Genomic DNA, 26,825 nt, shown 5'->3' with positions numbered 1-26,825 from the left:
CCGCGCGGCCGCATGCCGTGCCCCTTGCGCGTGCAGATAAGGAACAACAACATATGCGTAATTCTGTATCCGACGTCACCGACGTCGAGATCCTGGACGAGACCCGCGAGGCCATGGCCCAGGCTGCCTTCGATGCGGCCGACGAGGCCAGCGCCGCCGAGACCGTCGAGTCCGCTACCGAGAACCTGCCCGCCTTTGACGAGCTGGGTCTTTCGGACGAGATACTTCGTGCCATCGAGAACCTGGGTTACACGGCGCCGACGCCCGTGCAGGCCGGTTCGATCCCCGTGGTGCTCGAGGGCCGCGACCTGCTTGCCGCCGCTCAGACCGGCACCGGCAAGACGGCCGCCTTTTTGCTGCCGACCATGAACAATCTGGAGCACATCGCTCCTCCCAAACCTGTGCGCGAGCGCGGCGGCCGTAACCGTCGTCGCGGTGCTAAAAAGCCCGAGGGCAACGGCCGCGGCCCCGTGATGCTCGTCATCACCCCTACGCGCGAGCTCGCCCAGCAAATCGACGAGGTCGCGAGCAAGATCGCCGACGTCACCGGCCATGTTGCCGTGACCGTTGTGGGCGGCGTGAGCTACAAGCCGCAGACCGCTGCCCTCAAGTACGGCTGCGACATCCTGGTCGCAACGCCGGGCCGTCTGGTCGATCTGATCGAGCAGGGTGCATGCCACCTGGACGAGGTCAAGGTGCTGGTGCTCGACGAAGCCGACCGCATGCTTGACATGGGCTTTTTGCCCGCCGTTCGCCGTATTGTGCGCGAGACGCCGGCCGAGCGCCAGACGCTGCTGTTCTCGGCGACCCTCGACGAGGAGGCCGTGGGCGAGATTACCGACCTAGTGAGCGACCCGGCCCGCGTGGAGATCGCGCCCGCCACGTCGACCGCCGACACCGTCGACCAGTTTGTGTTCCCGGTGTCCATCGAGGCCAAGAACAACCTGCTGCCCGAGTTCCTCAAAAAGGAAGGCCCGGAGCGCACCATCGTCTTTATGCGCACCAAGCACCGTGCCGACAGCTGCTGCCGTCGTCTGGAGCGCAAGGGCATCAAGGCCGCCGCGATTCATGGCAACCGCAGCCAGGCCCAGCGCGAGCGCGCACTTTCGGCCTTCCGCGACGGCACCGTCGACGTGCTGGTGGCAACCGACGTGCTCGCCCGCGGCATCGACATCAGCGACGTGCGCTACGTCGTGAACTTTGACGTGCCGGCCGAGCCGACCGACTACATCCACCGTATTGGCCGTACGGGGCGCGCCGGCGAGCTGGGCTGGGCCATCACGTTTGTGACCGAGCAGGACGTGGAAGAGTTCTACGAGATCGAGAAGCTCATGGACAAGACTGCCGACATCTACGAGGCCGGCGACCTGCACGTGGGCCCCAATCCGCCCGCGGTTGACCCCGAGCGCGACCCTGCGGCCTTTAAGGTGAAGAAGAAGACCAAGCGCGGTAAGTCCAAGAGCAAGAAGAAGCTTGAGCAGGCGCGTCGCGACGGCAAGCGCAACGGCGACGATTACGGCGATGTGGCCGGTCGTTCCAACCGCGGTCGCGATGAGCGTCGCGGCGACAGCGAGCGCCCGAGCCGTCCCAAGCGCGGCGGCAAGACCCGCGTGCGCGAGGGCGTTCAGGCTCGCGTGGACGAGGCCGTGGAGAGTGTGGCCCGCGAGGTGGCTGCCGAGGAGCGCGGCGGTGCTGGTGCCGTCGAGCCGGCCCCGCGCGGCAACCGTGCCGAGCGCCGTGCCAAGCAGTTCCAGGGCGAGGCACATCGCCGTCGCCGCGAGGACGAGGACCGCGGTGGTCGTCGCCGTGTTGAGCGCGAGGACGAGGGCCGTGGCTCGCGCGGCGGCAAGCGCGGCGCGGGCGACCGTCGTCGTTCCGGTCGCGATGACGAGCGCGGCGGCCGCGGCGGCGAGTCCCGTGGCGGCAAGCGCTTTGACGAGCGCGGCGGCCGCGGCGGTGAGCGTCGCGAGGATGCTCGCGGCAATGGCGGCCGCAGTGGCGCCGGCCGTTCTGGCGAGTCGCGCGATCGTCGCGACCCGCGTGCCAGCCGCGATCGTCGCGATGATTGGCGCAACTACGACGATACCCGCGAAGAGCGCCGCGGCGGCTATCGCGGCGGACGTGGCGGCAACCAGGCCGGCTCCCGTGGCGGCCGTGCCGGCGGTCGCGATAACCGTGGCAGCTATGGTAACAATCGTGGCGGCAAGCGCGGCGGCAGCTCCCGTCGTCCCGGCGACGGCGGCGGCAAGCGCAAGTAACATATGCGTCGTGCGGTAAGGCGACACGAGTTTGGGCCTCGAGCAGACTATGCTCGGGGCCCTTTTAGTGGGCTCAGTATTAGGTGGGGCCAGTCTTCTTCGTGGAAACGCGCGGAGACGGTCGCGGCAAGGGATACGGGCTATCGACCTAGTTGGAGATTCGCGTATGCGGGGGGCCGACATCAACGCAGGGCATGAGGTTTTCTGCTGACGCGCGGCGGCTGCGGTGCCCGGGCGGACACGCCGGGGATTTCGCCCGCTGCCTGGCGCCCTTGCCGCCATCCGGCTTTCGCGCTCGCATTCTTTTGGATGCGGGCGTGTTTTTCGTGGCGCGCACGGGTCCCCCGGGGCGCGCCGTGCATTTTCGGGAGTTTTCAGCAAGCCGGGGTGACTGCATACGCGCCGGAATCGTCTTTTTGAGCCAGCGGGATCCTTCGGCAGTCGATTTGGGTTGGCTGACGGCGTCCGGCGCGGCGATAACGCGCGTTTCGCGTCGCGCCGTGCCCCAAAACGACGCCAATCGCGCGGCGTCCACGATTTGCGGCACCGCCTGCGGGGGCCGCGATGCTGAAAACTCCGGTTTTTGCACGTTACAAGCGGGGGTACGTTGGGACGAGAAGGGGTGCCCCCGTCTTTATATGCATGACGCAAGCGAAATTATGCAAGACAATAGGGCGCCATGCGCCGGATACCCAGCCTGGGCGCGCCATACGCCGACGCTTAGGCCCTCGATATCTCGGACATCATCACGCTCTAAATACTAACCCAGCAACAAAATAATCCGTCTTTTCTCCGTCCCCATGGGGCCGGTTGTGGTATTCTATCTGCCGGGTATAACTTAGGAATACCAAGTAATACCAACGCCGCAGAAACAAACTCCAGATGCGGGCCAATCGGGTTGCTTTCCAGCCCGTCGCCCAGCCGCGTGGCCCGCATCTATCCGCACTACCGTTGTTTCAAAAAGGAAGCGCCATGGCAGAACACATGACCCCGGTTGTCGCGAAGGTCTTGCCCGAGGAAAAGGCGGCCTTCGCGGCGGCAACCCAGCTCGTGGGCACCACGCCGTCCAACGCCATCCGCATGTTTATCGCCGCGTTCAATCGCTGCGGCACCTTCCCGTTCGACATTTCACCCAGCGGGGCCTTTGGCACTGCACCCGATTCTCATCAACAATGACTGTCCCAAACTGCCGGTACTTGGGGACGTTCATTTTCTGCCGGCAGTTAAGGAACGTCCCCAAGTACCGGGTTTTGAGGAGGCTGGCATGCTCAATGCGATGATTTGGGCGCTTGCCTGTTTTTGCGTCGTCGCTGTCGATATTGCCCTGAGCGTCGTTTTGTTCTCCGCCCTTGGCGTCGCATCGGTGTTCATGGGTTTTTCGATCGATGACCTCGACATTCAATTGCTTCAGGCCGCCGCTCAGACGGCGTCGTTTTTGATGGCGCTGCTGTGGTGGCGTTATCTGTGGCCGCGCTCGTTTATGGCGCGTTCGCAAAGCGAGCATCCGCTCGGCGGGGGAGCGCGTGGGGCGTGGAAACGCATCGCCTGCGTTATCGTGATCGGTCTTGCCCTGCAGGTGGTCGTTAGCTACGTGACCGACGCCGTGCTGTCGCTGTTGCCCGATGCCGCGGCCGACTACAGCGAGCTTGTCGAGGAAACGGGCATGGGCGATACCAGTCCTCTTGCCGTCCTGACCACGGTGCTCGGCGCGCCGTTTTGCGAAGAGCTCCTGGTGCGCGGTGTTATCTTTGAGTTTTCGCTGCGTGCGTTTAATCCCCAGTGCCGTCCGCTCTGGAAGCGCCGGCGTCGTGCGAGTGCGCAAGACGGCGCCATAGTGCCCTGGGCGGCCCCAAGCACGTGGGGTGTCGCCGCGGCGATTGTGCTGCAGGCGGCAATCTTCGGTTTTATGCACATGAATTGGGTGCAGGGTTGCTACGCGGGTGCCGCCGCCCTCATCTTTGGTTGGTTGCTCGTGACGACCGGAAAGCTCCGCTACACGATCCTGCTGCACTTTGCCTTTAATGCCGGGTCGTATCTCATGGGCCTGCTGTGGTTTGTGAACACGCCGCTCGACGTGGTAATTACGGTCGCTATCGCCGGCGTCATCCACGTTGAGGCAATGCGCTCGCTGCGCCACGCGTGTGGGATGGACGCAGCGAGCGCACTGCTGCCTTAGTTGCGGCGACCGCCTCCGTTGGCGCCCTGACGTCCCTGGGCCGCACGGTTGCGCCCGGCGGTGTTCTGCGCGCGCGACATGCCGTTGTGCCCTTTGCTGCCCTTGGGTCCCTTGGCTCCAGCGCCGCCAGCGCCACCGTGGCCCTTGCCGCTCTTCTTACCGGTGCCATGTCCGCCGCCGGCAGATGTCTCGCCCGGGCGTGGCGGCACGGGGCGGATCAGGCAATGCTTGGTGTAGCCGATCAAATCGCGACGGCCGGCTTTCTCTAGCGCCTCGCGCACGAGCTTGTAGTTCTCGGGCTTGCGATACTGGATGAGTGCGCGCTGCATGGCCTTTTCGTGCGGGTCGCGCGCCACATAGATCGGCTCCATGGTGCGCGGGTCCACGCCGGTGTAGTACATGCACGTCGACATGGTGGACGGCGTGGGGTAGAAGTCCTGCACCTGCTCGGGCATGTAGCCCATGTCTCGCACGGCCTCGGCAAGGTCCACGGCTTCCTTCATCGTCGATCCGGGGTGGCTCGAGATCAGATACGGCACCACGTACTGCTTGAGTCCGTACTCGCGGTTCAAGCGTTCAAATTTACGGCAGAATGCATCGTAGACGGCTCGGCTCGGTTTTCCCATCACGGAAAGCACCGCGTCGCTCACGTGCTCGGGTGCTACGCGCAGCTGGCCCGAGACGTGGTGCTCCAGCAGCTCGCGCAAAAACTCGTCCGAGGCATCGGCCATGGTGTAGTCGAAGCGGATGCCGCTGCGGACAAAGACCTTCTTGACGCCCGGCAGCTGGCGCAGGTCGCGCAGCAGCTGGGTGTAGCCGCTCTCGTCGACCACCATGTTCTTGCACACGCTCGGCCACAGGCAGCGCTTGTTCTTGCATACGCCGTGCTTGAGCTGCTTGTCGCAGGCGGGACGGCTAAAGTTGGCCGTCGGCCCGCCCACGTCGTTGATATAGCCCTTAAACTCGGGATCGCGCGTGAGCAGCTCGGCCTCGCGCATGATCGAGTCGTGGCTGCGCATCTGCAGCACGCGGCCCTGGTGGAAGGTGAGCGCGCAAAACGAGCACTCGCCAAAACAGCCGCGGTTGGAGCTGATCGAAAACTTGATCTCGGCAAAGGCCGGCACGCCGCCCGCCGCGTCGTAATCGGGATGCCAATCGCGTGCGTAGGGGAGCTCGGCCACCTCGTCCATCTCATCGGTGGTGAGCGTCGCCGACGGCGGGTTCTGCACCACATAGACGCTGTTGGGGTAGGGCTCTACCAGGCGATGTCCGGTGATGGGGTCCATATTCTGCTGCTGCACGTTAAAGCTGCGCGCGTAGTTGAGCTTGTCGGCGGTAAGGTCGTCCCAACTGGGCAGCAGGTCGTAGTCGTAGACCTCGTCGAGCGAACCCGTGCGGTAGACGGTGCCGTTGATATAGGTAATCTGATCGACGGGCAGTCCCGCGTCGAGCGCGTCGGCGATCTCGACAATCGCGTGCTCGCCCATGCCGTAGATGAGGATGTCGGCGCCCGAGTCGAGCAGTACCGAGCGCTTGAGCTTGTCCTGCCAGTAGTCGTAGTGGGCCAAGCGACGCAGGCTTGCCTCGATGCCGCCGATGATGATGGGGGCGTCTTTGAATGTCTGGCGGATGAGGTTGCCGTAGACCGTGACGGCACGGTTGGGGCGGTGCCCCTCCTCGCCACCGGGGGTATAGGCGTCGGTGTGGCGGCGGTGCTTGGTCACCGAATAGTGGTTGACCATGGAGTCCATGTTGCCGGCGCTGACGAGAAAGCCCAGGCGCGGCTCGCCGAGCACGGTGATGCTGGCGGGGTCGGTCCAGTCGGGTTGGCAGATGATGCCCACCTTGTAGCCGTGCGCGTCGAGGACGCGGCTGATGATGGCCATGCCAAAGCTGGGATGGTCCACGTAGGCGTCGCCGCAGATGTAGACAAAGTCGCACTGGTCCCAGCCGCGCGCATCCATGTCGGCGCGGCTGACGGGGAGGAACTTATCGCGGCCCGGGCGCCAGGGGCGGGCAGGCGCTGCCGGGGCATGCGCGGGGCGCGAGCCCTGGGCTTTGCTTCCACGCTTTTGCTGCTGGCCGCGTTGGGCATGCTTGCCGTGCTGGTTGTGCTGAGCGTCCTGGGGCTTTTTTGCCACGATTCCTCCCGGTGTTTGTATGCTGCACGTAATTGTAACCAGTCTTTTTGGGACGGGGCTAAAAAGACTGGTGGAGTACACGAGGTGTCGGGTGTCGATGCCGCGCCCGCCGTTTGTTTCCAGACGGTGTATCTGCGCGTTGGGGAGTCCGTCTCGCGGGCGCGCCATGTTGTCAATGGGTTACAGTATGAACGGCGGCTATGTTTCCGCCAACGCACGAGAGGGTCGTCAACAAGGAGGGCGCACGACGATGCAGCGTGCCAAACAGATATCGGAGTCTATTGAGCTGGGCATCATCTTGGCGCTCGCCGGTGGCTTTATGGACGTTTATTCGTACATTGGGCGCGACCATGTTTTCGCCAACGCGCAGACGGGCAACATCTTGCTGGTGGGCGTGAGCATCTCGGAGGGCAATTGGGCGCTCGCGGGGCGCTATTTCTTCCCTGTGGTGTCGTTTGCCGTGGGCATTATGCTTGCCGACCTGGTACACGAACGGTTTGGCAGCGTGATTCACTGGCGCCAGGTGACGGTGTTTTTTGAAGCCGTCATCTTGCTGGGCGTGAGCTTTATCCCCGGTGGCGGCTACAACTTGCTCGCCAACTGCCTCATCTCGTTTGCCTGCGGTATGCAGGTCGAGAGCTTTCGCAAGATCCACGGTCACGGCATTGCCACGACCATGTGCATCGGTAACCTGCGCAATGCGCTGCAAAACGTGGACGACTACATCATCACCCACAAGCGCGGCTTTTTGGAAAACGGCCTGCTGTACTTTGGCGTGATCTTTACCTTTGTGTTTGGCGCTGTGCTGGGAAACTGGTGTATTGAGCGCATGGGGCTGCACGCTATTGCGGTGGCGAGCGTGCTGCTGTTCGTGGCGTTTGCCATCATGTTTATCGACCGCGAGCGCGACCTGCGTTTTCGCTGGAAGCGCGCCTGCGAAGATTGGAAAGAGGCCTGCCAAAAATAGCGGCAGGGTGTGGCAAGGGGCTGACCCCTTGCCACACTGATCAATAATGGGGAGGGGACGGTCATCTCGGCCGCCCCTTTTTGTTTAGTGGTCAGGCGGCGACGATACCAGTTGTTAAAACGCTTTAAATAATCTGACGTTCTCATGCGTTTTTCGCTTCAAAAGCGTTAGGATGGGAGCCATAGCGTGGGGCGTAATGGGTGCCCCGCACACGATGGGAGGCTATCAATGGCTAATCGTTTCGTTCTCAACACCATTTCTTATCATGGTTCCGGCGCCATCAAGGAGATCCCCGGCGAGCTCCAGCGTCGCGGCTACAAGAAGATCTTCGTCTGCTCCGACCCCGATCTGGTCAAGTTTGGCGTTACCGCTAAGGTGACCGACGAGCTCGATGCCGCCGGCATCGCTTGGAGCCTCTACTCCGAGATCAAGCCCAATCCCACTATCCAGAACGTCAAGGACGGCGTCGAGGCCTTCAAGGCCGCCGAGGCTGATGCTATCGTGACCGTCGGTGGCGGCTCCTCTATGGACACTGCCAAGGCCATCGGCATCATCATCAACAACCCCGAGTTCGCCGATGTCCGCAGCCTCGAGGGCGTTGCTCCCACTAAGAACCACGCCGTGTTCACCATCGCCGTGCCGACGACCGCCGGTACCGCTGCTGAGGTGACCATCAACTACGTCATCACCGACCCCGAGAAGGTCCGCAAGTTCGTGTGCGTCGACACCAACGACGCCCCCGAGGTCGCCGTCGTCGACCCCGACATGATGGCTTCCATGCCCGCCGGCCTGACCGCTTCCACCGGCATGGACGCTCTGACCCACGCCATCGAGGGCTACACCACCAAGGGCGCTTGGGAGCTCTCCGATATGTTCCACTTTGAGGCCATCAAGCTGATCAGCGAGAACCTGCGCGACTCCGTTGCCGAGGCCAAGTCCGGCCAGCCCGGCTCCGGCCGCGAGGGCATGGCTCTTGGTCAGTATGTCGCCGGCATGGGCTTCTCTAACGTTGGCCTGGGCATCGATCACGCCATGGCTCACACCCTGTCCGCTCACTACGACACCCCGCACGGCGTCGCTTGCGCCATGCTGCTGCCGATTGCCATGGAGTTCAACAAGCCGGTTTGCGCCGAGCGCCTGGCCAAGGTCGCCGTCGCCATGGGCGTTGACACCACGGGCATGAGCACCGATGAGGCTGCCGACGCCGCTATCGCCGCCGTTAAGCAGCTCTCCGCTGACGTGAACATCCCGCACGTCTGCGAGGCCATGAAGGCTGACGAGATCGAGGTCCTGGCCAAGGACGCCATGGCCGATGCTTGCTTCCCGGGCAACCCGCGTGAGGCGACGCTCGACGACGTCATCGAGCTCTTCAAGAAGATCTGCCCGGCTGCCTAACATGGTTCGGCGGGCCCCTGCCCGTTAGCCCCACAATCGTCCTCGGACATGTCGGAGGCCCCGCTGCGCACTACGTGCGGCGGGGCCTCCTTCTGTCCTGCGGAAAGATTCTGGGGCTAACGGGCGGGGGCCCGCCGGCTCGTTATCGTGGCGGGCACCGCTCTGAGAAGCTCGATGGGTTGTCTCGCTAGGTAAAAAGATGGCTCGCGGTGGTATCGTTGCTGTGGGTTTAATTCGATATGAAAGGGTGACTTTGGTGTCCAAGATGGATTCTACGCTCTCCTATATTACTGACCAGTTGAAGGCGCTGACTTCGATTGCTTCGCCTACGGGCTATACCCGTGCGGCGACTGATTATCTAATGGAAACGTTGCGCGATATGGGCTTTGGCCCCGAGCGTTCCAATAAGGGCAACGTGCTGGTTGAGCTTGGCGGCGAGGGCGAGCCGCTTGTGTTGGCGAGCCATGTCGATACCCTGGGCGCCATGGTGCGCTCCATTAAGGACAATGGTCGCCTGCGTCCCACGACGCTCGGCGGGCATCAGTGGTCTACGGCCGATGGCGAGAACTGCACCGTCTACACGCGCGATGGCAATGTGTACACGGGTGTGGTCCTCAATACCGAGCCTTCGGCGCACGTGGCCGACGAGCCGGTCAAGACCATCGAGAAGAACATGGAAATCCTGCTCGATGAGAATGTCGACAGCAAGGATGACGTGCTTGAGCTGGGCATTCAGACGGGCGACATCATCGCTATGGACCCGCGTACCACGGTGACGGAGAGCGGCTACATTAAGAGCCGCTTCTTGGACGACAAGCTGTCGGCCTCCATTTTGCTGGGCTTGGCGCGTGCCGTCGCCGCTGGCGAGGTGACGCTTTCGCGCAAGGTTTCACTGCTCTTTACGGTGTACGAGGAGGTCGGCCACGGTGGCGCTTTCGTGCCGGCCGACACGCGCGAGATGATCAGCGTTGACATGGGTTGCGTGGGTGACGATCTGGGCTGCACCGAGCGCATGGTGTCGATTTGCGCCAAGGATTCGGGCGGCCCCTACAACTACGATCTGGTGACCACGCTGTCCAATATCGCGCGCGAGCTGGAGCTCGATTACGCCATCGACGTGTACCCGCATTACGGCTCGGACGTCGAGGCCACGCTTTCTGCCGGCTACGACATCCGTCACGGCCTGATCGGCCCTGGCGTGTACGCGAGCCACAACTACGAGCGCAGCCACATCGACGGCGTGCGCAATACCTACGAGCTGGTTCGCGCCTACGTTCAGCGCTAGGGGAGCAGCTTGCGACTCGGCTGACCAATCGCTAAAGCCCGATTTCTCGGGCTTTTTTTCGCTTTAGGTCGTTTAGTATTATGATGTATCTAATCTATTAACTAAACGTGTAAATTACTTAACGAGGTGATGCGGTGTATGGATACGTCTGAGTACTTGTCTATGGGTGATGCTGCCCGCCTGCTGGGCGTTACGAAAGCCCGCATATCTCAACTTGCCGCATCGGGAACGCTCGCGTGCGATATTGTGGGCGGACGGAAGATGGTCGAGTACAATTCCGCGGTCGCTTATCAAAAGGTCCGCAAACGTGGACGCCGTCCTGCGGCCGATGTGGGGCGCAAGTTTACGCTGATGTCGGCCGACCATGAGGTCGCGCATGTCTCATTTGATCCGTCGCGCGAATTTCCCTTCGAAATCGCGGAGGTCCTCGATGCACAACGAATGCCGTTTGGCACGTGCTCGAGCTCTTCTCCTACGGTGAATAAACGGGAGCTCAACGTGTGGTGGAGCCATCGGTCGGTGCCCGATGTTCGCCCCGGACTCGTCTCGCGCTATCGCGAACTGGGAATTGCCAGTGGCATCGAGGTCCCGGTTCAGTGCCTGGGCCTCTCGCTTTCGGATTGCTATTGGCTGCGGCCGGCAGAATGCGACGGGCTCAAATGGCGAAACCTCAATTACTTCGAGAATGATTTTGAGCGATCGGCGCCCGAGGGACGTTCGGGTTGGCTGGAGGGCATCGGTCTTAAAAATCCGGATAACACGTCCGAGGGCGAGCTCCCTAAATCGTGGATGATTCGCAACGCTGTTCGCGTTCTGGTCAAGGGGTGCGGCATGGACGATCAGCGTCCCTTTAACGAGGCGGTTGCAACGGCTCTACATCGTCGCTTGCTGTCGGAGGGCGAGTTTGTTCCTTATACGGTTGAGCGAATGTTCGATGGCCCTGTGTGTCTGTGCGACGACTTTCTTGACGGCCGCGAGGAATACGTTCCGGCTGTTTACGTTAAGGGCGCACTTGGTAGCCAGCGGGGAAACTCGACATACGACCGGTACTGCCGCTTCCTTGGTAAACATGGAGCAGACGAGGCTGCCGTGAGAAGGTCTATGTCGCAGATGATTGTCTGCGATGCCCTTTTGGCCAACAGCGATCGCCATTGGCGAAACTTCGGCATCATCCGCAATGTCGACACCCTGGAGATAAGGCCTGCTCCGCTGTTCGATAGCGGCAACTGCCTGTGGTACAACGTACCAACTGCCGTGCTCGCAGCTGGGGAGTTTGGGTTTTCTGCTAAGCCGTTTGGGCCCGACCCTTCCGTCCAGCTGGCGCTTGCGGACTCACTCGATTGGTTCGATTCATCGCGGCTCAACGGATTTGTTGATGAGGCGATCGAGATTCTTTCGCAGAGCGAATGGGCCACAGCGGAGGGCCGGCTCGAGTCCATTTGCCGCGGCCTCGAGCGTCGCGTTATCGAGGTGAATGCTGCTGTTGAAGTGCTTCGACACGTGCGGCGATAATCCTGCAGCTACCTGATGGCGGCAGTTACCGTGCCGCCGCCCAGGACGACGTCGCCGCGATAGATAACGACGGCCTGTCCGGGGGCGACGGCGCGCTGCGGCTCGTCAAAGGTCAGAAGCATCTGTCCGTCGGCGCCACGTGTAAGGGTCGCTGCCTGGTCCTTTTGACGGTAGCGGTACTTGGTGCCCACGCGAATGTCGCCGGACGTGAGCTCTGCCTCCATGCGGTCGGCAGGGGCGCTCCAGATCCAGTCGTTGGCCGTGAGTGCTGTCGCCGTCAGGTCCTCAGCCTCGCCCAGATGCACAATGTTGTTGGCGGCATCGACGCCCGTTACATACACGGGGCGCGCCATCGCGACGCCCAAGCCCTTGCGCTGGCCGACGGTATAGCGCAGTGCGCCGTTGTGGCGTCCGACCACGCTGCCGTCGCGCCATACAATATCGCCCGGCTCGGCGGCATGCCCACAGCGGCGCTCGATATAGCCCGCGTAGTCGCCGTCCGCGATAAAACAGATATCCTCGCTCTCGGCCTTCTTGGCGTTGATGAAGCCCTGCTCGGCGGCAATGCGGCGCACGTCGCGCTCTTTGTCCAACCCTGCCAGCGGAAAGATTGTGCGTGCCAGGCGCTCTTGCGTGAGCGAATACAAAAAGTAACTCTGGTCCTTCTTGGAGTCTTCGCCGCGGTGCAGCTGCCAGGTGCCATCGGGCGCTTGGCTCGTTTTGGCGTAGTGACCCGTGGCAATGTAGTCGCAGCCCATATCGAGCGCCGCGTCGAGCAGCGCGCCAAACTTAATATGGCGGTTGCAGATGATGCACGGGTTGGGCGTCAGCCCCTCCTGGTAGGCGGTCACGAAGCGCTCGATAACGTTGCGGTCGAAGGCCTGCTGCAGGTCGAGCACATGGTGAGGTATCCCCAGGCGATCGGCGACGGCCTTTGCATCGGCGATGTCGCGGTCGACCTTGCTCATGCCCGTGACGGGATCGGGCGCAGGGCAGGTGAGGCGCATAGTGGCACCGACGCATTCGTAGCCTTGGCACTTGAGCAGATAGGCAGTCACGCTGGAATCGACGCCGCCGCTCATGGCGACGAGCACGCGCTTGTTGTGCATGGGGAGGTTCTCCTTGGTGGCATGTGGCCAAAAAAGAAAAGCGGCGCGGGAGGCTGGTTCCGCGCCGCAGACATTGTAGCAAGTTCGGACGTCTCGTGGGACACCCTGACGGGATGGGCTCAGACCGCCGGGAGAGAGAGGAGGCAGGTTCGTCCCTGAGCTCAACCTATGGGAAAAAAGGCTCTAGTCCTGGAACAGTGCCGTGGACAGGTAGCGCTCACCGGTATCGGCGAGCAGTGCCACGATGGTCTTGCCCTCGTTCTCGGGGCGCTTGGCTAGCTGCAGCGCGGCCCACACGGCGGCACCGGACGAAATGCCCACGAGCACGCCCTCCTTGTGGCCCACGGCGCGGCCGGTGGCAAAGGCGTCGTCGTTCTCGACGGGGATGATCTCGTCATAGACCTGGGTGTCGAGGACGTCGGGCACAAAGCCGGCACCGATGCCCTGGATCTTGTGCGGACCGGCCTGGCCCTTGGAGAGTACCGGGGAGGTGGCGGGCTCGACGGCGACAACCTGAATCTCGGGGTTCTGCTCCTTGAGGAACTCGCCCACACCGGTCACGGTGCCGCCGGTGCCAACGCCGGCGACGAAGATGTCGACCTTGCCGTCGGTGTCGTCCCAGATCTCTGGGCCGGTCGTGGCCTTATGGATGGCGGGGTTGGCGGGGTTCACAAACTGGCCGGCGATGATGCTGTTGGGGGTCTCCTTCTGCAGCTCCTCGGCCCTGGCGATGGCGCCCTTCATGCCCTTGGAGCCGTCGGTGAGCACGAGCTGTGCGCCGTATGCCTGCATAAGCTTGCGGCGCTCGACGGACATGGTTTCGGGCATGGTGATGATCACCTTGTAGCCGCGAGCCGCCGCCACCGAGGCGATGCCAACGCCGGTGTTGCCGCTCGTGGGCTCGATGATGGTATAGTCGCCGCCGCGCACGAGCTTGCCGGCCTTCTCGGCCTCGTCAATCATGTTCTTGGCGACGCGGTCTTTGACGGACCCGGCGGGGTTGAAGTATTCCAATTTGACGAGCACGCGGGCCTTAAGGTCCTCATCGGCCTCAAAGTGAGTGAGCTCCAAAAGCGGGGTGTGGCCGATAAGCTGATCGATGGACGTATAAACCTTGCTCATGGTGAACCTCCAAGTGTTCAAATGACTGGATACCGTGTGGTTTTACGGTGGCCTAGTAGCTAAACCCATAAACCTTATAGGTTGTTTGTTTAGCTGTTGGCAAGCATAGTAGACACTAAAGCCTAGTAATGCAATAGGAAATAGGAGATTATTACGAGCTGATTAACCACCTTGACTGGAATGGGTATTTTCAAAGCCAATTTTTCGGCTAGAATTTCAACGGATTAAAAGACCGAAAGGCAGCACTATATATGTTGGTTTCTACTAAGGGCAGGTACGCCCTGCGCGTTATGGTCGACCTGGCCGAGCACCAGGCGGCCGGTCGCATCCCGCTCAAAGAGATCGCGGCGCGACAGGGGATTTCCGAGAAATATCTCGAGAACATCTTGGCTACGCTCGTGCGCGCCAACATGCTTTCGGGCATGCGCGGCAAGGGCGGCGGCTACGTGCTCACGCGCCCGCCCGAGCAGTACACGGTGGGAGAGATCTTGCGCCTGACCGAGGGCAGCCTGGCGCCGGTCGCCTGCCTGGATGGCGACTGCAAGGGCTGCTCGCGATCTGACGAGTGCCCCACGCTCGACGTGTGGAAGAACCTGGACAAGCTCATCAACGACTACCTCGACGGTGTGACGCTCGATGCGCTCGTCGCCCCCAACGGGGGCTACGACTACGTCATCTAGCCCCACCAGCCATTTGGGGACGGGGTAGAAATGGTAGATTCTTTTGTCCTCTGAGGCTTGACAAAGGCGAAGGCCGTCCATCGTTGCGATGGACGGCCTTCGTTTTGGCGTGTCGTGGCGGTCCGTATCCGGTTGCTTTAGTTCCTGGCGATGCTGTCGAAGATGCTTCGAGTGATGGACACCAAAATGCTACCCATAAAGGCCGACCCAAAGCCGGCAATGGAGATGCCCGCGCCCAGCAGATTTACCGATAGGTAGCTGGCAAGCTCGAGCATAAAGCTGTTGACTACAAGCTGAAAAATACCCAGCGTGATAATGGTGAGCGGCAGCGAGATGACCGTCAGGAGCGGCTTGACGAGCGAGTCGACGACGTTGAGGAACAGTCCCACAAAGGCAAAGCAGACCCAGGCGTCGGCCATGCCGAAGGGCTGAATGCCGGGGACGAGGAACGTGGCGATCGCGATAGCGATTGAGGTCAAAAGCCAGTTGAGCAAGAAGCGCATGGTGGGTTCCTTTCCGGTGCGCGTGACGTGTTGGTGGCGCGTAAGCTCGTTTGCCGCGGCGAATCGGATGGTTGCCTTGGCGTGCGCCTCTGCGTTGGGCGCCCATTGTCTCAGATATTCGTGGAGCTTGCGTGCGCATTCGGTTTCAAAACGGCGTTCGTCCTAAAAAACGCGCCGCTGACAGAGAGTCTTGTCACTTTAGTTTGGTGGTGTGCTAAACTGCTACGGGCAAAAGTCACATGCGTTGCCCTATTGCATAGAATGGGCGAACGATGCCCGGTGCCAGTATCAACTTCGATGCCTTTTGGCGGGTTTGGCGGTGATCGATGAATATCGAGAACATGTTTGACAAGCCTGATGTCAAGCAGCTAGTCCACGCATTTAGTCTTTTGGACGACGAGAAAGATATCCAAGCGTTTTTGACCGATATCTGCACACCGCGCGAGATTTGCGATCTATCGCAGCGTCTGCAGGTCGCGCGCTACCTGGACGAGGGCGAGCCCTATGTCGAGGTTCAGGTCCGTACCGGCGCTTCGTCCACCACGGTGAGCCGTGTATCCAAGGCGCTCAACGGCGAGTACGGTGGCTACCGCAAGATCCTCATTAAGCTGGAGGATGGCGAATAGGCCGCGGCAAAACGAATTGTGAAAAACCGCTCCTTCGGGGGCGGTTTTTATATGCCGAATAATTGGTGCAAAGGGGCCAGGTTCGCTTGCACCAACGGACGAGTCTGCCCCCTTGGCACCAATGCGGTGCAAAGCGACTTGTCTCCAAAGCGCCAAAAGATGAAGCTGCGGTGGCAATGTGTCCGCTTGGGCGGGTAGGATGGATGCATTGATTATTGCGAACAGTTTGAGTGGAGGACCATGCCTGTTCGAATCTATACCACTAATGCCGGCACGGATTTGAGCGATGCCGAGTCGGCGCTGCTTGCCGACCTTATTGCCCGCCACGGGCGTGCCGTGCTGCTGGCGCCAACGTTTGCCGAGCTCGACCTGTGCCGTCATGATGCGGCGGAAGCCGGCGTTTCGCTGGGCATCGATTACAAGACGCCCGCGTCGTGGCTTCGCTCGCTTTGGGAGCTTTTGGGCGACGGGCGCGGTTTCGTCGACAACCTGCAGCGCCAGATGCTGTTTTCGGACATGGTCACGCGTCTCGATGATGTCGACCTGCAGCCGCTTTCGCGCAGCCAGGGCACGGTGCGCATGCTTGCGCGCATGGCCCGCGATGTGCTGCCAGGTGTGGCGGGGACAGCTGCCGAGCGATGCCGTGGCAACAATTGCCGGCCTGAGCCAAAAAGCGATGCCGAGGCTCGTGTGTTCGAGCTTTTGCGTGCCTACGCGGGCGGTTTGGACCGTCGAGATATGGTCGAGCCCTGCGAGGCGGCTGACATTATGGCCAGCACTCTGGCCGATAATCTGCCGGTGTGCGCCCGTGCCGTCTGTGTACGCGGCGTCACGTCGTTTACGCACGGTCTGCTCGAGCTGCTGTCTGCTGTGGCGAACAGTGGGGGAGAGGTCGTCGTGCTGCTTGCTCGCGAGCAGGCGGCGATGCGCGAGGAACTTGCCGCGGCATTTGATGCCAGCGGTGTGCTGTTTGAGATCGCGCCGCTGGGGGAGGACGCCGTCGCGTCTGATGCCGCTTGTGGAGCTACCGCTCAGCCTGCCTTTATTGAGGTCGCGGGCCCCCACGCCCGTGCTCATGCTTATGCGGACGCAATTGATGATCTGGTAAAAGCGCGCCAGGGTTTCGGGGCCGACGATACCGCCGACCCCTCCGCCGACCCCGTACGCGTGCTCGTTGTTTCTGCCCGGGCACCCCAGCTGTTCGGTGAGCTCGCCTCTCGTCTGGCGGCTCGTCATATCGCTGCCGAGACAACTGAATTCACGGCGTTTTCCCAATCCATTGCGGGCAGGCAGTTTGCGGCGCTTGCCAGCTTGATCGAGCGCATGAAGGCGGCCGATGAGGGTGTGGCGTCAAAGACCGAGTGGTGGCCCGCGCCGGAGCTTACCGACTGGATCTACAGTCCGCTTTCGGGCGCTGATGCCGCCAATGCCCGTATCTTCGATAAGAATATGCGTCTCTCGCGTAGCAAGACTACCGCGGGCGTTAAGAGCCTGCTGCAGAGCGTGCAAGGCCAGGTGAGGGGCGCACGCAAGGCGGCGAGCGACGAAAACTGGTTTAAGAACGTACCGTGTGTGGTCTCGGACGTGTTCCAGGCACTGTGGCGCGACAAGCCCGTGACGGCGCTCAAGGCCATGCTTGCCGTTGCCGAGGCGTTGCCCGATCGCTCGCTGGGTAGCCTGGATGGCCAAGCTCGTCGCCAAGCGGAGACGGCCCTGCTGCGCCACGCCATCGACATCCTTATGAATGACGCCCGCGCGCTCGACGTGTCGCAGGCCGCGACCGTGCCCGTGCTCGATGGCATTCGCACCAAGGTGGACAAGCGTAGCACCGCCTACGATTACGAGACCTACGAGGTTGACGGTGCGCCACGTGCCCAGGTTCGCTTTGCCTCGCTTGCCGATGCGGCGGCTCTGCGCCCCGGCAGCTACGATGCCGTGCTGTTTGCCGATGTCGATCTGGACAGCTATCCGCTCTCACACGAGGAAGGACCGCTGGCCACGTTGGCTGCGAGCCTTGGTCGCGAGGGCGTGACGCTTGAGCCTGCGGCCTTGTTGCGCGTGCGCTTTGGCCACGCGATGCGGGCGGCACGTGGCCCGGTTGCGCTTGCGCGCGTGACGCACGATCGCCAGGCGCGCGAGTGCTATCCGGCTGCCGTGTGGACCGAGTTGCGGGCGCATGCCGAGGCCACCGGTGCCGCTCAGGTGACATGCGTGGGCGAGGGCGATATCGTAGGTGATTTTGACCCTGCAGCCGGCAAGGGCCTCAAGCGCGAGCGCGTGGCATGCGAGGCTCCTCAGCATTTGAGCGAGGCGGCCGTGCCATATCTGGTCTTGCGCCATCGGGACGGTGAGGGCGAGGACGCGCCGCTTGTACCGCGTCTGACGTCTGCCTCGCAGATCGAGGCCTATTCCACCTGCCCGCTGTGCTGGTTCGTCTCGTATCGCGTTAAGCCCCAGTCTATCGACGCGGGTTTTGGCAACATGGAGAAGGGCAACTTTGTCCACGACGTGCTGGAACATCTGCATGCCCGTTTGCCCCAAGAGGGCATGGAGCGTGTGACGCCCGAAAACCTGCCGCGTGCGCAGGAGCTGCTGCACGAGGTCTTTGCCGAGACCTTGGCCGAGCACGCCGGCAAGCGTGGCAACGAGGGCCCGCTGGTGCCGCTCTCGCCGGTGGAGGAGCGTCAGGTGGCCGAGATCTTGCCGCAGCTGGAGGGCGTGCTTGCCTACGAGTCTGAGGCGCTTGCCCCCTTCGCTCCGCGCTACCTGGAGTTTGCGTTCAACGAGCTCCAGGTCGAGTATGCCGGCTGGCCGCTCGGCGGGCGCATCGACCGTGTGGATGTGGATGCCGAGAATCGCGCTGTGGTGATTGACTACAAGCATCGCACGGGCGTTGAGGAGTTTAAGCTCGCCGACCCCACGGTGCGCGACGAGGAATCGGGCACGGCGCCCATCGACGATCCGCGCTGGTTGCCGCCACATACCCAAACGCTCATCTACGCCCAGGCCATGCGCCGGGCGCTGGATTTGGATACCCGTGCGGCGCTCTATTTTTCGACCAAGGGCGGCAAGCCGGCGTTGCGCGGTGCCGCGAGCGCCGAGCTGCTCGAGGAAGAGCGTGGCGACGGTCGCATCCCGGGCCTTAAGAAAGGTTTCCCCGGCGAGGGTGGCAGCATGGACTTCGACGCCCTGCTCGATCGCGTGGAGGCCGGCATCGCCGAGCGCTTGCGCGAACTCGAGGCGGGCAACGTCACTGCTGTCGACCCGGCGTCGACGCAGGCCGCGCATGCCCGCTGCTCGTATAACCACGAAGGAACGTTTGTAAGGAGGGACGTGTAGACCATGGATCTTTCGACCTTGATGCCGCAACAGCTGCAGATCGTCAAGACGCTCGACCGTCCGCTGTTTGTCTCGGCGGGCGCCGGTTCGGGCAAGACCTTTACCCTCACGCGCCGCATCGTCTACGCGCTCTCGCCCGAATCCGGTCCGTTCGTCGAGCATCTGGACCAGGTGCTCGCCATTACCTTTACCAAGGATGCCGCGGCCGAGATTCGCGATCGCGTGCGCCGTGCGCTTATCGACGAGGGCATGGACGAGGAAGCGCTGACCGTCGACGACGCGTGGATCTCGACCATTCACGGCATGTGCTCGCGTATCCTGCGCGCACACGCGCTTGAGTTGGGCATCGACCCCGAGTTCACGGTGCTCACCGATACCGACGAGCTCATGGACCAGGCTGTTGAGCATGTGCTGGCCCGCGCGACGGCACCCGATGCCGCCCCCGAGCTCGCGGCATCGCTCAAGGCCCTCTACGCCTGGTATCCCATGGCGGGCGAGGGCGGCCCCTTTGGTGCCGGCACGACCATCAAGGGTCTGGTGCGCGAGATGCTGGAGCTCTCGAGCCAGCTGCCGGGCGGCATGGACGACGTGTGCGTGGCGCGTGGCCAGGCCGATACCTCGGCGCTCGCCTATGCCTATCGCGCGGCGCTGGGCGCAAGCAAGGCCGCGACCGAGAAGGCGCAGACGGCGCTCGACGCCATCGACGCGTTCGAGGCGAGCGGCAAGACCATGGTCGATGCGGCGCGACTCATGATGTCGTGCACCATGCCGCGCGCGAGCAAGGCGTTCCCCAAGGAGCAGGTCGAGCTGCTCAAGGCCGAGGCCGCCGATGCATTTATCAATATCGTGCTTGCCTGCGGTGGCCCCGCGCTCGATGCGCTGGTGGGCTTGGCCCGCTCTGTAGAGGCCGAGTATCGCGCACTGAAGGCTGCCCAGTCCGCCCTCGATAATAACGACCTGCTGCGCATGGCCTACGAGGCCCTGCGCGATTACCCTGCCATTCGTGCTGCGTACGAGGGCCGCTTTAAGATGGTCATGATCGACGAGTTTCAGGATACCGACCAGATGCAGGTCGACCTGATCCGTTACCTGACGGGTGCGGGGGAGCGCGCGCTGTGCACCGTGGGCGATGCGCAGCAGTCGATCTATCGCTTCCGCGGCGCCGAGGTCGAGGTGTTCCGTCGCCAGGAGCGCAAGGTGGAATCGACGGCGGCGTCGGAGACGGTTGCCACGTCCGATGCCCCCGCCGGCGAGCTCGTCAAGCTCGTGCGCAACTTCCGCAGCCACGACGAGGTGCTGCGCTATGTGGCCCGCGTCTTCGACGGCGATGACGGCGGCCTGATGCAGGGCTTTTTGGATCTTGAGGCGAGCGACGGCCGCAAGGACACGCTGGTGGCGGATGCCTCGCGCCGCCAGGCCCTCTTTGTTGCCGGCGGCAGTACGCAGGAGCGCACACAGGCCAAGGCCCGCGCGATCGCGGAGCGATTCCGCGCGCTTGCCGATGCCGGCCAGCCCCAGGGCGGCATGGTGCTGCTGCTGGGCCGCATGACCAACGCAGACGTCTACGCACAGGCCTTCCGTGACCAGGGGCTCGACTGCGTCATCGCGGGCGGCTCGGTCTTTGCCCAAGCTGCCGAGGTGCAGACGGTGCGCGCCCTGGTTTGTGCCCTCGCCAATCCGGCCGATACGGCGCAGGGTCTTATGCCACTGCTGGCCTCGCCGATGTTTGCACTCGGCGCCCAGGAGTTCCTGGCGCTGGCGACCAAACTCGACGATCAGACGGGCGAGACGTCGCGCCGCAACATCGATGCGGGCATCATGAGCGATTCCGATGTGCCGGGCTTGCAGGGCTTGCCGCTCGTGACGCGTGCCCGCGAGGTGCTGCGCTACGCACTGCGTCGCGTGGGGCGTGATTCGTTCGCCGCCATCGCGCGCGACGCGGTCAATGCTTCCGGCTGGTTCGTGCGCCTGGCGCAGCGCGGACCCGAGGGCAAGGCCATCGCCGCCAACGTGCTCAAGGCGCTCGATGCCGTGGCCGAGGCGGAGGCCGAGTTCGGTAACTCGCCGCGCTCCATTGCGCTTGCCTTCGATCGCTTCCTGGCGGGCAAGGAGGCCCCGGGCGCCCTCAACGAGGAGGGCGACGGCGCGGTGCGCATCATGACGGTTCATGCCTCCAAGGGTCTGGAATATCCGGTCGTGGCGGTCGCCGAGTGCTTTGGCGTGCGTAAGTCCTCGGGTTCGGCACAGATGGGTCGCGTCGAGGGCGGAGCGCAGGTCGTGGCGCTGCCGGCACGCTTCGACGGCGTTAAACTCTCGGACGGTACGTTCGTAAAGGGCGATGACGTCAAAAAGCAGTTTGAGCATGCGTTTAAGGGCAAGGGCACGTCGCTGTGGCTACCGCCGGAGCTCATGGAGGACGTCTGTGCGACGGGTTCTCCCGCCGAGGCATTTGCCCGCCTGCGCAACGACGACCTGCAGCTTTCGCTCGAGGAGCGGGCCCGTTTGCTCTACGTTGCCATGACCCGTGCGCGCGAGCTGGTGATCTTGGCGATGGATGCCGGCGTGAGCCGTGGCAAGGTGACGGTGCCGACCTTCGATGTCGAGACCGATCTGACCTACGACGTGCTGCGCCGCATTTTGCCGACCGACGCTCTGGACATGCCGCAGCTCGATGCCGACCGCCTGGTATTCGACAACTCCCAGCCGGGCGACTACGAGCTCATTTCGCTTTCGGACTTTACCTTTGGCGAGCAGGCGTTTGAGGCCAACGCTTCGCTGGATGCCGAGGGCAGGCTCGTTCGTGGCGATACCGATGTCGCCGATAATGCTGCGCACTCAACCGTGCCCGGTCCTGCCGACCCCATGCCCGATTCGTTTGAACTCGTATATCCCCAGGCGGCGGGCGTGCGCATGGGCACGTGTCCGTTCCCGGCGCGTGATTCGTACAGCTATTCGTCGATCGCCGCGGCGCTCCATGCCGAGACGGAAGACCGTGCCGCCGAGGCGCGTGTTCCCATGGATGAGGCGGGCGACGATGCCGAGTCGGATGGCTCGGAGATAGCCGATGCAGACGTGGCTGCTGTCGAGCCCGCCGGCAACCCCATGGCGCTGGGCTCGGCGTTCCATGCCGCCTGCCAGTGGCTCATCGAGATGGGTGCCGATGCGCTGCCCGCTGAGCGTGCCGATGCGCTGACGCGCCTGTGGTGCCTGACGCCGGAGCAGCGCGAGCGTTTTGACGTTGCCCTGAATCGCTGGCTCAGGTCGTCGGTCCGTGCCGAGCTTCTTGCCTGGCCGTGCGTCCGTGCCGAAGTGCCGTTCTTCTCGCTGGGCTGCGAGGACAAGGACATTGCCCGCTACGGTGCATATGCCGAGGGCGCCATCGATGCGCTGGCGACCGACCCGGCCGATCCGTCACGCGCACTGGTTATCGATTACAAGACGGGTGGCACGCCGGATGAGACACCCGACCAGCTGCTCGAGAAGCACGCCCTGCAGGCGCGCGTCTATTCGGATGTTCTGCATAAGGCGGGCTTTAAGACGGTGACCGTCAAGTTCGTCCGCGTGGAGCAGACGGCCCCAGCTGTCTTAGTCGAGCTCGCCGAGCCCCAGGTGGTCACCTACAACTTCTAGCCCTCAATAACGTGCGGTGGAATCCTTTTCGACTCCACTGCAGCTCAGGGGTAGCTAATTTGGGACGGGGCTCTTTTAGCTACCCCCATACATCGGTTGAGATGTATTCCGACCCCGACTCGTTCGCCGTCAGTCAAAGGGTAGCTAAAAAAGCCCCGTCCCAAATTAGCTACCCGTGTGGGTTTGGCTAGGTTCGGGCGCTGTCCGTGCCGTGGGGTAAAATCGTTCAGTCAGAACACGAACCCGCATCGGAGCTCATCACATGGCATTCGTCCATCTGCACAACCACACTGTTTTCTCCATGCTCGACGGCGCAACCCGTATCCAGGATATGGTCAACCGTGCCGTAGAGCTGGGCATGCCCGCCGTGGCCATTACCGACCACGGCTACATGTATGGCGTGCCCGATCTGGCGCTGGCCTGCGACGCCGTCAACCACAATACGCCCGAGTACAAAACGTGGAGCCACGACAAGGCCTTCTTGGAAAAGGACCGCCGCGACGAGCTGGTGGAGCCCGATCCCGAGGCAAACCCGCGCGAGCATGCCCAGTATGTGAAGGACATGGCCATGTGGGACGAGAAGGGCAATATCGACGAGCTCAAGCCGCCTCTGGTCATCAAGCCCATCTTTGGCTGCGAGGTCTACTTTACGCCGGACGAGACGCTCGCCCGCGACCACAAACCCGAGCTCTACCACATGATCCTTCTGGCCAAGGACCAGGAGGGCTACGTCAACCTGATGCAAACGGTCTCCGAGGCCGCCGTGCAGGGCTTTTACTACAAGCCGCGCGTGACGCTCGACAACCTGCGCCGCCACGCCAAGGGCATGATCTGCACCAGCGCCTGCATCGCGGGCATCATCCCCAAATACATCGACCGGGGTGACATGGAGGGCGCCATCAAGTGGGCCGAGACCTTCCGCGATACCTTTGACCCCGGCGACTTCTACATCGAGATCCAGGAACACGGCATCACCACCGATAACGGCCTGACCGACGAGCAGATGGACCGCACGCTCATTGATATCGCCAAACAGGTGGGCGTCAAGGTCATCGCCACCAACGACTTCCACTACCTGCGCCGCGAGGACGCGCCCGTGCAGGACGTCATCATGTGCATCGGCATGAACGCCAAGGTCGACGACCCCAACCGCATGCGCATGACCGGCTCGGAGTTTTACATGAAGACCGAGGAGGAGATGCGGGCGATGTTCCCGTATTGCCCCGAGGCCTGCGACAACACGCTCGAGATCGCCGACAAGTGCTACGTTGAGCTGGACTGGGACTCCATCATCCTGCCGCGCTTTCCGCTGCTCGATCCCGGCGAGACGCACGAGAGCCAGTTCCGCCGCGAGTGCGAGAAAGGCCTGCGCCAGCACTACGGTGACGACTGGGCCACGCGCGAGATCGGTGGCGTCAACATCAAAGAGCGCTTTGAGTACGAATACAAGGTCATTTGCGACAAGGGCTTTGCCGCCTACTTTTTGATCGTCGCCGAGTACGTGCAATGGGCCAAGGACAACGGCATCGGCGTCGGCCCCGGCCGTGGCTCGGCCGCCGGCGCTATCGTCGCCTACGCCATGAACATCACCGCGTTCGACCCGCTCGAGAACGGTCTGATGTTCGAGAGGTTCCTGTCCCCGCAGCGTACCGAGATGCCCGATATCGATATGGACTTCGACGATGAGCGGCGTCTCGAGGTCGTGGAGCACGTTCGCCAGCTCTACGGTCCCGAGAAGGTCACCCACGTCATCACCTACTCGACCATTAAGGCCAAGCAGGCCATCAACGACGCCGCGCGCGTCCTGGACTACCCGGTCTACATGGGCCAGCGCCTGTCCAAGATGGTCTCGAGCGACCCCAAGGTCAAGCTCAAGCAGGTGCTCGAAAAACAACCCGGCAAAGAGGATCTGTTTAACCCCGACTTTGCCGAGGCCTATAAAAAGGACGACGACGCCCGCCGCATCATCGACACGGCGCTCTCGATCGAGGGCCTCACCCGTGGCGAGGGCGTGCATGCGTGCGCCGTTCTGATCTGCCGCGACCCCGTCAACGAGCACGTGCCCACCAAGCTCGACACCAAGGGCGGCGTTGAGATTACCCAGTACGAGGGCCATACCGTTGCCGACATGGGCCTGCTCAAGATGGACTTCTTGGGCCTGCGTACGCTGACGGTTATCTCCAAGGCCAAGGCAAACATCAAAAAGAACTTCGGCATCGACATCAAAGAGGAAGAGATTCCCTTTGACGATCCCGAGATCTTTAAGCTCATGGGCTCCGGCCACACCGCCGGCGTCTTCCAGGTCGAGTCCGCCGGCATGACGGCCACGATCAAGAACATGAAGCCCACCGAGTACAAGCACGTCGTGGCATTGATCGCCCTATACCGCCCGGGCCCGCTGGGCGCCGGCATGGTTTCGTCCTACATCAACCGTATGAACGGCAAGGAGCCGGCCGTCTCCTACGACGACCGTCTGGACGACATCTTGGGCGAAACCTACGGCACCATGGTCTACCAGGAGCAGGTTATGCTCATCTCCGTCGAGATGTGCGGCTTCTCCAAGGGCGAATCGGACTCGCGTATCCGTAAGCCCGTGGCTAAGAAGAAGATCAAGCTGCTCACGTCGACGGTACTCCACTGGGAGGATGGCTCGGACGAGACCACCTACGACCACTGGATGAACGGCGCCATCAAGAACAACTACACGCGCGAGGTCGCCCAGAAGATTTGGGACGATGTTCTCGAGTTCGCGTCCTACGCCTTCAACAAGTCGCACTCCGCCGGCTACGCCATCTTGGTTATGCAGACGGCGTGGCTCAAGGCGCACTATCCGCACGAGTACATGGCGGCCGTCCTGACGTCCTATACGGGCAAGACCGACAAGATCGTGCACTACGTCTCGGCATGCCGTCACGACGGCATCCCCGTGCTTTCGCCAGATGTCAACGAGTCCGGTACCGAGTTCACGGCTACCAAGGAAGGTGTGCGCTTTGGTCTGGCCGGCATCCGCGGCGTGGGCACCGGCGTGGCGCAGGCGATTATCGCCGAGCGCGAGGCGGGCGGTCCGTTTAAGACGCTGCATGACTTTGTCGAGCGCGTGGACTCGAGCCAGGCCAACCGTCGCGTGATCGAATCGCTCATCAAGGCAGGTGCCTTCGACTCCACGGGGTATCCGCGTCGTCAGATGATGCACTTTGTGGACAAGAACAACCCCGAGAACATCATCGATGCCGCGGCAAAGCGCCAGAAGGATCGCGCGAGCGGCCAGACGTCGTTCTTCGACATGTTTGGCGACGTTGAGGGCTCGGGCTTTGAGGTGAGCGTACCCGATCCGGATGGCCAGGAATGGGACCGCCACCTTAAGCTGAGCCAGGAGAAGGAGGTTCTGGGCATCTATGTCTCGGACCACCCGCTGCGCCCGTTTGAGTATGCGCTCAGCAAAGCGCGCGACTTCTCGTTCTCGCAGATCGACACCGGCTACGAGGTGCAAAACCCCACGGGCGGCACCATCAACCAGGAAATTCCCGAGGGCAAGGCGCTGTGGTGGGCCGGTATGGTCTCGAGCGTGTCCAAGCGCGTGACCAAAAACGGCGACCCCATGGGCATCGTGCAGCTCGAGGACATGGAAGGCGAGGCCACGGTCGTGGTGTTCCCCAAGACCTTCAAGGAGGCCGAGGGGTATCTGTACGGTGAGGTCGATCCCGAGACCGGCGCGCAGCTGTCCGATGCGTTTGTGCGCATTAAGGGCAAGCTGGAGCGCTCGGACCGCGGCGACCAGATCATCGCGCAGGAGATCGTGCCGCTTGAGCTCAACGAGGAGAACAACAAGCCCAAGGTGTTTGAGGTCATGGTGCCCAACAGCCGCTTTAGCCAGAGCAATATGGCGCGTCTTGCCACGGTGCTCACCGCCAACCCGGGCGGCGACCGCGTAGAGATCTTTATCGAGCAGGCGGACGGGCGCGTGCTGCGTGCCGAGGTACCTGCTAAGGTCAACGCACGCTCGATTCCGCTGTTGGCCGAGGCCAAGGCCATCGTGGGTAACCAAGGCAGAGTGACGGTGATCTAAGGACGCCGTTGGCGGG

16 protein-coding genes are annotated in these 26,825 nt (G+C 62.6%); 12 read left to right on the top strand and 4 right to left on the bottom strand.

Annotation, left to right across the window (positions count from 1 at the left end; translation table 11 throughout):
- Nucleotides 1–53: 53 nt before the first annotated feature.
- From ACTM86_RS00705 to ACTM86_RS00695, 3 genes are all read left to right on the top strand, one after another.
- Entirely contained in the window at nucleotides 54–2,258 is a 2,205-nt protein-coding gene (locus ACTM86_RS00705) for a DEAD/DEAH box helicase (RefSeq protein WP_441014923.1), read from the top strand.
- Between the two features lie 972 nt (nucleotides 2,259–3,230).
- On the top strand, nucleotides 3,231–3,434 hold the full coding sequence (locus ACTM86_RS00700) for a type II toxin-antitoxin system RelB/DinJ family antitoxin (protein WP_117647680.1): 204 nt from the start codon (nucleotides 3,231–3,233) through the stop codon (nucleotides 3,432–3,434).
- An 88-nt stretch (nucleotides 3,435–3,522) separates the two neighbouring features.
- A complete protein-coding gene (locus tag ACTM86_RS00695) occupies nucleotides 3,523–4,434 on the top strand; it encodes a CPBP family glutamic-type intramembrane protease (RefSeq protein ID WP_441014921.1) in 912 nt (303 codons plus the stop codon).
- Here ACTM86_RS00695 and ACTM86_RS00690 read toward each other — a convergent pair.
- Entirely contained in the window at nucleotides 4,431–6,575 is a 2,145-nt protein-coding gene (locus tag ACTM86_RS00690) for a YgiQ family radical SAM protein (protein WP_441014919.1), read from the bottom strand. The two genes, ACTM86_RS00695 and ACTM86_RS00690, sit on opposite strands and share 4 nt — an antisense overlap.
- Nucleotides 6,576–6,825: 250 nt before the next feature.
- On the opposite strand from ACTM86_RS00690, the gene ACTM86_RS00685 reads away from it, so the two are divergent.
- The 4 genes from ACTM86_RS00685 (at nucleotide 6,826) to ACTM86_RS00670 (ending at nucleotide 11,734) form a co-directional block, all read left to right on the top strand.
- Nucleotides 6,826–7,542: a YoaK family protein gene (locus ACTM86_RS00685; protein ID WP_154515938.1), complete on the top strand. Its 717-nt coding sequence runs from the start codon at nucleotides 6,826–6,828 to the stop codon at nucleotides 7,540–7,542.
- Between the two features lie 228 nt (nucleotides 7,543–7,770).
- On the top strand, nucleotides 7,771–8,937 hold the full coding sequence (gene fucO, locus ACTM86_RS00680; RefSeq protein ID WP_154515935.1) for a lactaldehyde reductase: 1,167 nt from the start codon (nucleotides 7,771–7,773) through the stop codon (nucleotides 8,935–8,937).
- Between the two features lie 265 nt (nucleotides 8,938–9,202).
- A complete protein-coding gene (locus ACTM86_RS00675) occupies nucleotides 9,203–10,222 on the top strand; it encodes a M42 family metallopeptidase (protein ID WP_117635086.1) in 1,020 nt (339 codons plus the stop codon).
- A gap of 138 nt (nucleotides 10,223–10,360) precedes the next feature.
- Nucleotides 10,361–11,734, top strand: coding sequence for a hypothetical protein (locus ACTM86_RS00670; protein WP_427795723.1), 1,374 nt, complete (start codon nucleotides 10,361–10,363; stop codon nucleotides 11,732–11,734).
- A gap of 8 nt (nucleotides 11,735–11,742) precedes the next feature.
- On the opposite strand, the gene mnmA is transcribed toward ACTM86_RS00670, so the two are convergent.
- Nucleotides 11,743–13,008 (bottom strand): tRNA 2-thiouridine(34) synthase MnmA, encoded by a 1,266-nt coding sequence (gene mnmA, locus ACTM86_RS00665; RefSeq protein WP_441014917.1) that lies wholly within the window; start codon nucleotides 13,006–13,008, stop codon nucleotides 11,743–11,745.
- Between the two features lie 18 nt (nucleotides 13,009–13,026).
- Nucleotides 13,027–13,965, bottom strand: coding sequence for a cysteine synthase A (cysK, locus tag ACTM86_RS00660; protein ID WP_154515926.1), 939 nt, complete (start codon nucleotides 13,963–13,965; stop codon nucleotides 13,027–13,029).
- 251 nt (nucleotides 13,966–14,216) lie between these two features.
- Here cysK and ACTM86_RS00655 point away from each other — a divergent pair, with 251 nt between their 5' ends.
- A complete protein-coding gene (locus ACTM86_RS00655) occupies nucleotides 14,217–14,645 on the top strand; it encodes an RrF2 family transcriptional regulator (protein WP_154515923.1) in 429 nt (142 codons plus the stop codon).
- Between the two features lie 137 nt (nucleotides 14,646–14,782).
- On the opposite strand, the gene ACTM86_RS00650 is transcribed toward ACTM86_RS00655, so the two are convergent.
- On the bottom strand, nucleotides 14,783–15,148 hold the full coding sequence (locus ACTM86_RS00650) for a phage holin family protein (protein WP_154515920.1): 366 nt from the start codon (nucleotides 15,146–15,148) through the stop codon (nucleotides 14,783–14,785).
- Nucleotides 15,149–15,474: 326 nt separating this feature from the next.
- Here ACTM86_RS00650 and ACTM86_RS00645 point away from each other — a divergent pair, with 326 nt between their 5' ends.
- The 4 genes from ACTM86_RS00645 to dnaE all read left to right on the top strand — a co-directional run bounded on the left by ACTM86_RS00645 (nucleotide 15,475) and on the right by dnaE (nucleotide 26,809).
- Nucleotides 15,475–15,774 carry a YerC/YecD family TrpR-related protein gene (locus ACTM86_RS00645; RefSeq protein ID WP_154515917.1) on the top strand — a complete coding sequence of 100 codons (300 nt, stop codon included), beginning with the start codon at nucleotides 15,475–15,477 and terminating at the stop codon, nucleotides 15,772–15,774.
- 240 nt (nucleotides 15,775–16,014) lie between these two features.
- Nucleotides 16,015–19,113, top strand: a complete 3,099-nt coding sequence (locus ACTM86_RS00640) for a PD-(D/E)XK nuclease family protein (RefSeq protein ID WP_441014915.1) — start codon at nucleotides 16,015–16,017, stop codon at nucleotides 19,111–19,113.
- 3 nt (nucleotides 19,114–19,116) lie between these two features.
- Nucleotides 19,117–22,743, top strand: coding sequence for a UvrD-helicase domain-containing protein (locus ACTM86_RS00635; RefSeq protein ID WP_441014913.1), 3,627 nt, complete (start codon nucleotides 19,117–19,119; stop codon nucleotides 22,741–22,743).
- A 262-nt stretch (nucleotides 22,744–23,005) separates the two neighbouring features.
- Nucleotides 23,006–26,809, top strand: a complete 3,804-nt coding sequence (gene dnaE, locus ACTM86_RS00630) for a DNA polymerase III subunit alpha (protein WP_441014911.1) — start codon at nucleotides 23,006–23,008, stop codon at nucleotides 26,807–26,809.
- Nucleotides 26,810–26,825: the final 16 nt, after the last annotated feature.

Origin of the sequence: Collinsella sp. HCP3S3_E11 (assembly GCF_052067375.1) — a bacterium.
GTDB lineage: Bacteria > Actinomycetota > Coriobacteriia > Coriobacteriales > Coriobacteriaceae > Collinsella.
Note: the sequence above shows the minus strand (reverse complement) of the source record. Positions and strands in the feature narration are given on the sequence as shown.

Excerpts from the sequence above, each read along its gene's own strand:
- dnaE (WP_441014911.1), top strand. The coding sequence starts at position 23,006 with ATGGCATTCGTCCATCTGCACAACCACACTGTTTTCTCCATGCTCGAC.
- cysK (WP_154515926.1), bottom strand. The coding sequence starts at position 13,965 with ATGAGCAAGGTTTATACGTCCATCGATCAGCTTATCGGCCACACCCCG.
- ACTM86_RS00675 (WP_117635086.1), top strand. The coding sequence starts at position 9,203 with ATGGATTCTACGCTCTCCTATATTACTGACCAGTTGAAGGCGCTGACT.
- ACTM86_RS00700 (WP_117647680.1), top strand. The coding sequence starts at position 3,231 with ATGGCAGAACACATGACCCCGGTTGTCGCGAAGGTCTTGCCCGAGGAA.
- ACTM86_RS00705 (WP_441014923.1), top strand. The coding sequence starts at position 54 with ATGCGTAATTCTGTATCCGACGTCACCGACGTCGAGATCCTGGACGAG.
- ACTM86_RS00685 (WP_154515938.1), top strand. The coding sequence starts at position 6,826 with ATGCAGCGTGCCAAACAGATATCGGAGTCTATTGAGCTGGGCATCATC.
- ACTM86_RS00645 (WP_154515917.1), top strand. The coding sequence starts at position 15,475 with ATGAATATCGAGAACATGTTTGACAAGCCTGATGTCAAGCAGCTAGTC.
- ACTM86_RS00670 (WP_427795723.1), top strand. The coding sequence starts at position 10,361 with ATGGATACGTCTGAGTACTTGTCTATGGGTGATGCTGCCCGCCTGCTG.
- ACTM86_RS00650 (WP_154515920.1), bottom strand. The coding sequence starts at position 15,148 with ATGCGCTTCTTGCTCAACTGGCTTTTGACCTCAATCGCTATCGCGATC.
- ACTM86_RS00640 (WP_441014915.1), top strand. The coding sequence starts at position 16,015 with ATGCCTGTTCGAATCTATACCACTAATGCCGGCACGGATTTGAGCGAT.
- ACTM86_RS00695 (WP_441014921.1), top strand. The coding sequence starts at position 3,523 with ATGCTCAATGCGATGATTTGGGCGCTTGCCTGTTTTTGCGTCGTCGCT.
- ACTM86_RS00635 (WP_441014913.1), top strand. The coding sequence starts at position 19,117 with ATGGATCTTTCGACCTTGATGCCGCAACAGCTGCAGATCGTCAAGACG.
- fucO (WP_154515935.1), top strand. The coding sequence starts at position 7,771 with ATGGCTAATCGTTTCGTTCTCAACACCATTTCTTATCATGGTTCCGGC.
- ACTM86_RS00655 (WP_154515923.1), top strand. The coding sequence starts at position 14,217 with ATGTTGGTTTCTACTAAGGGCAGGTACGCCCTGCGCGTTATGGTCGAC.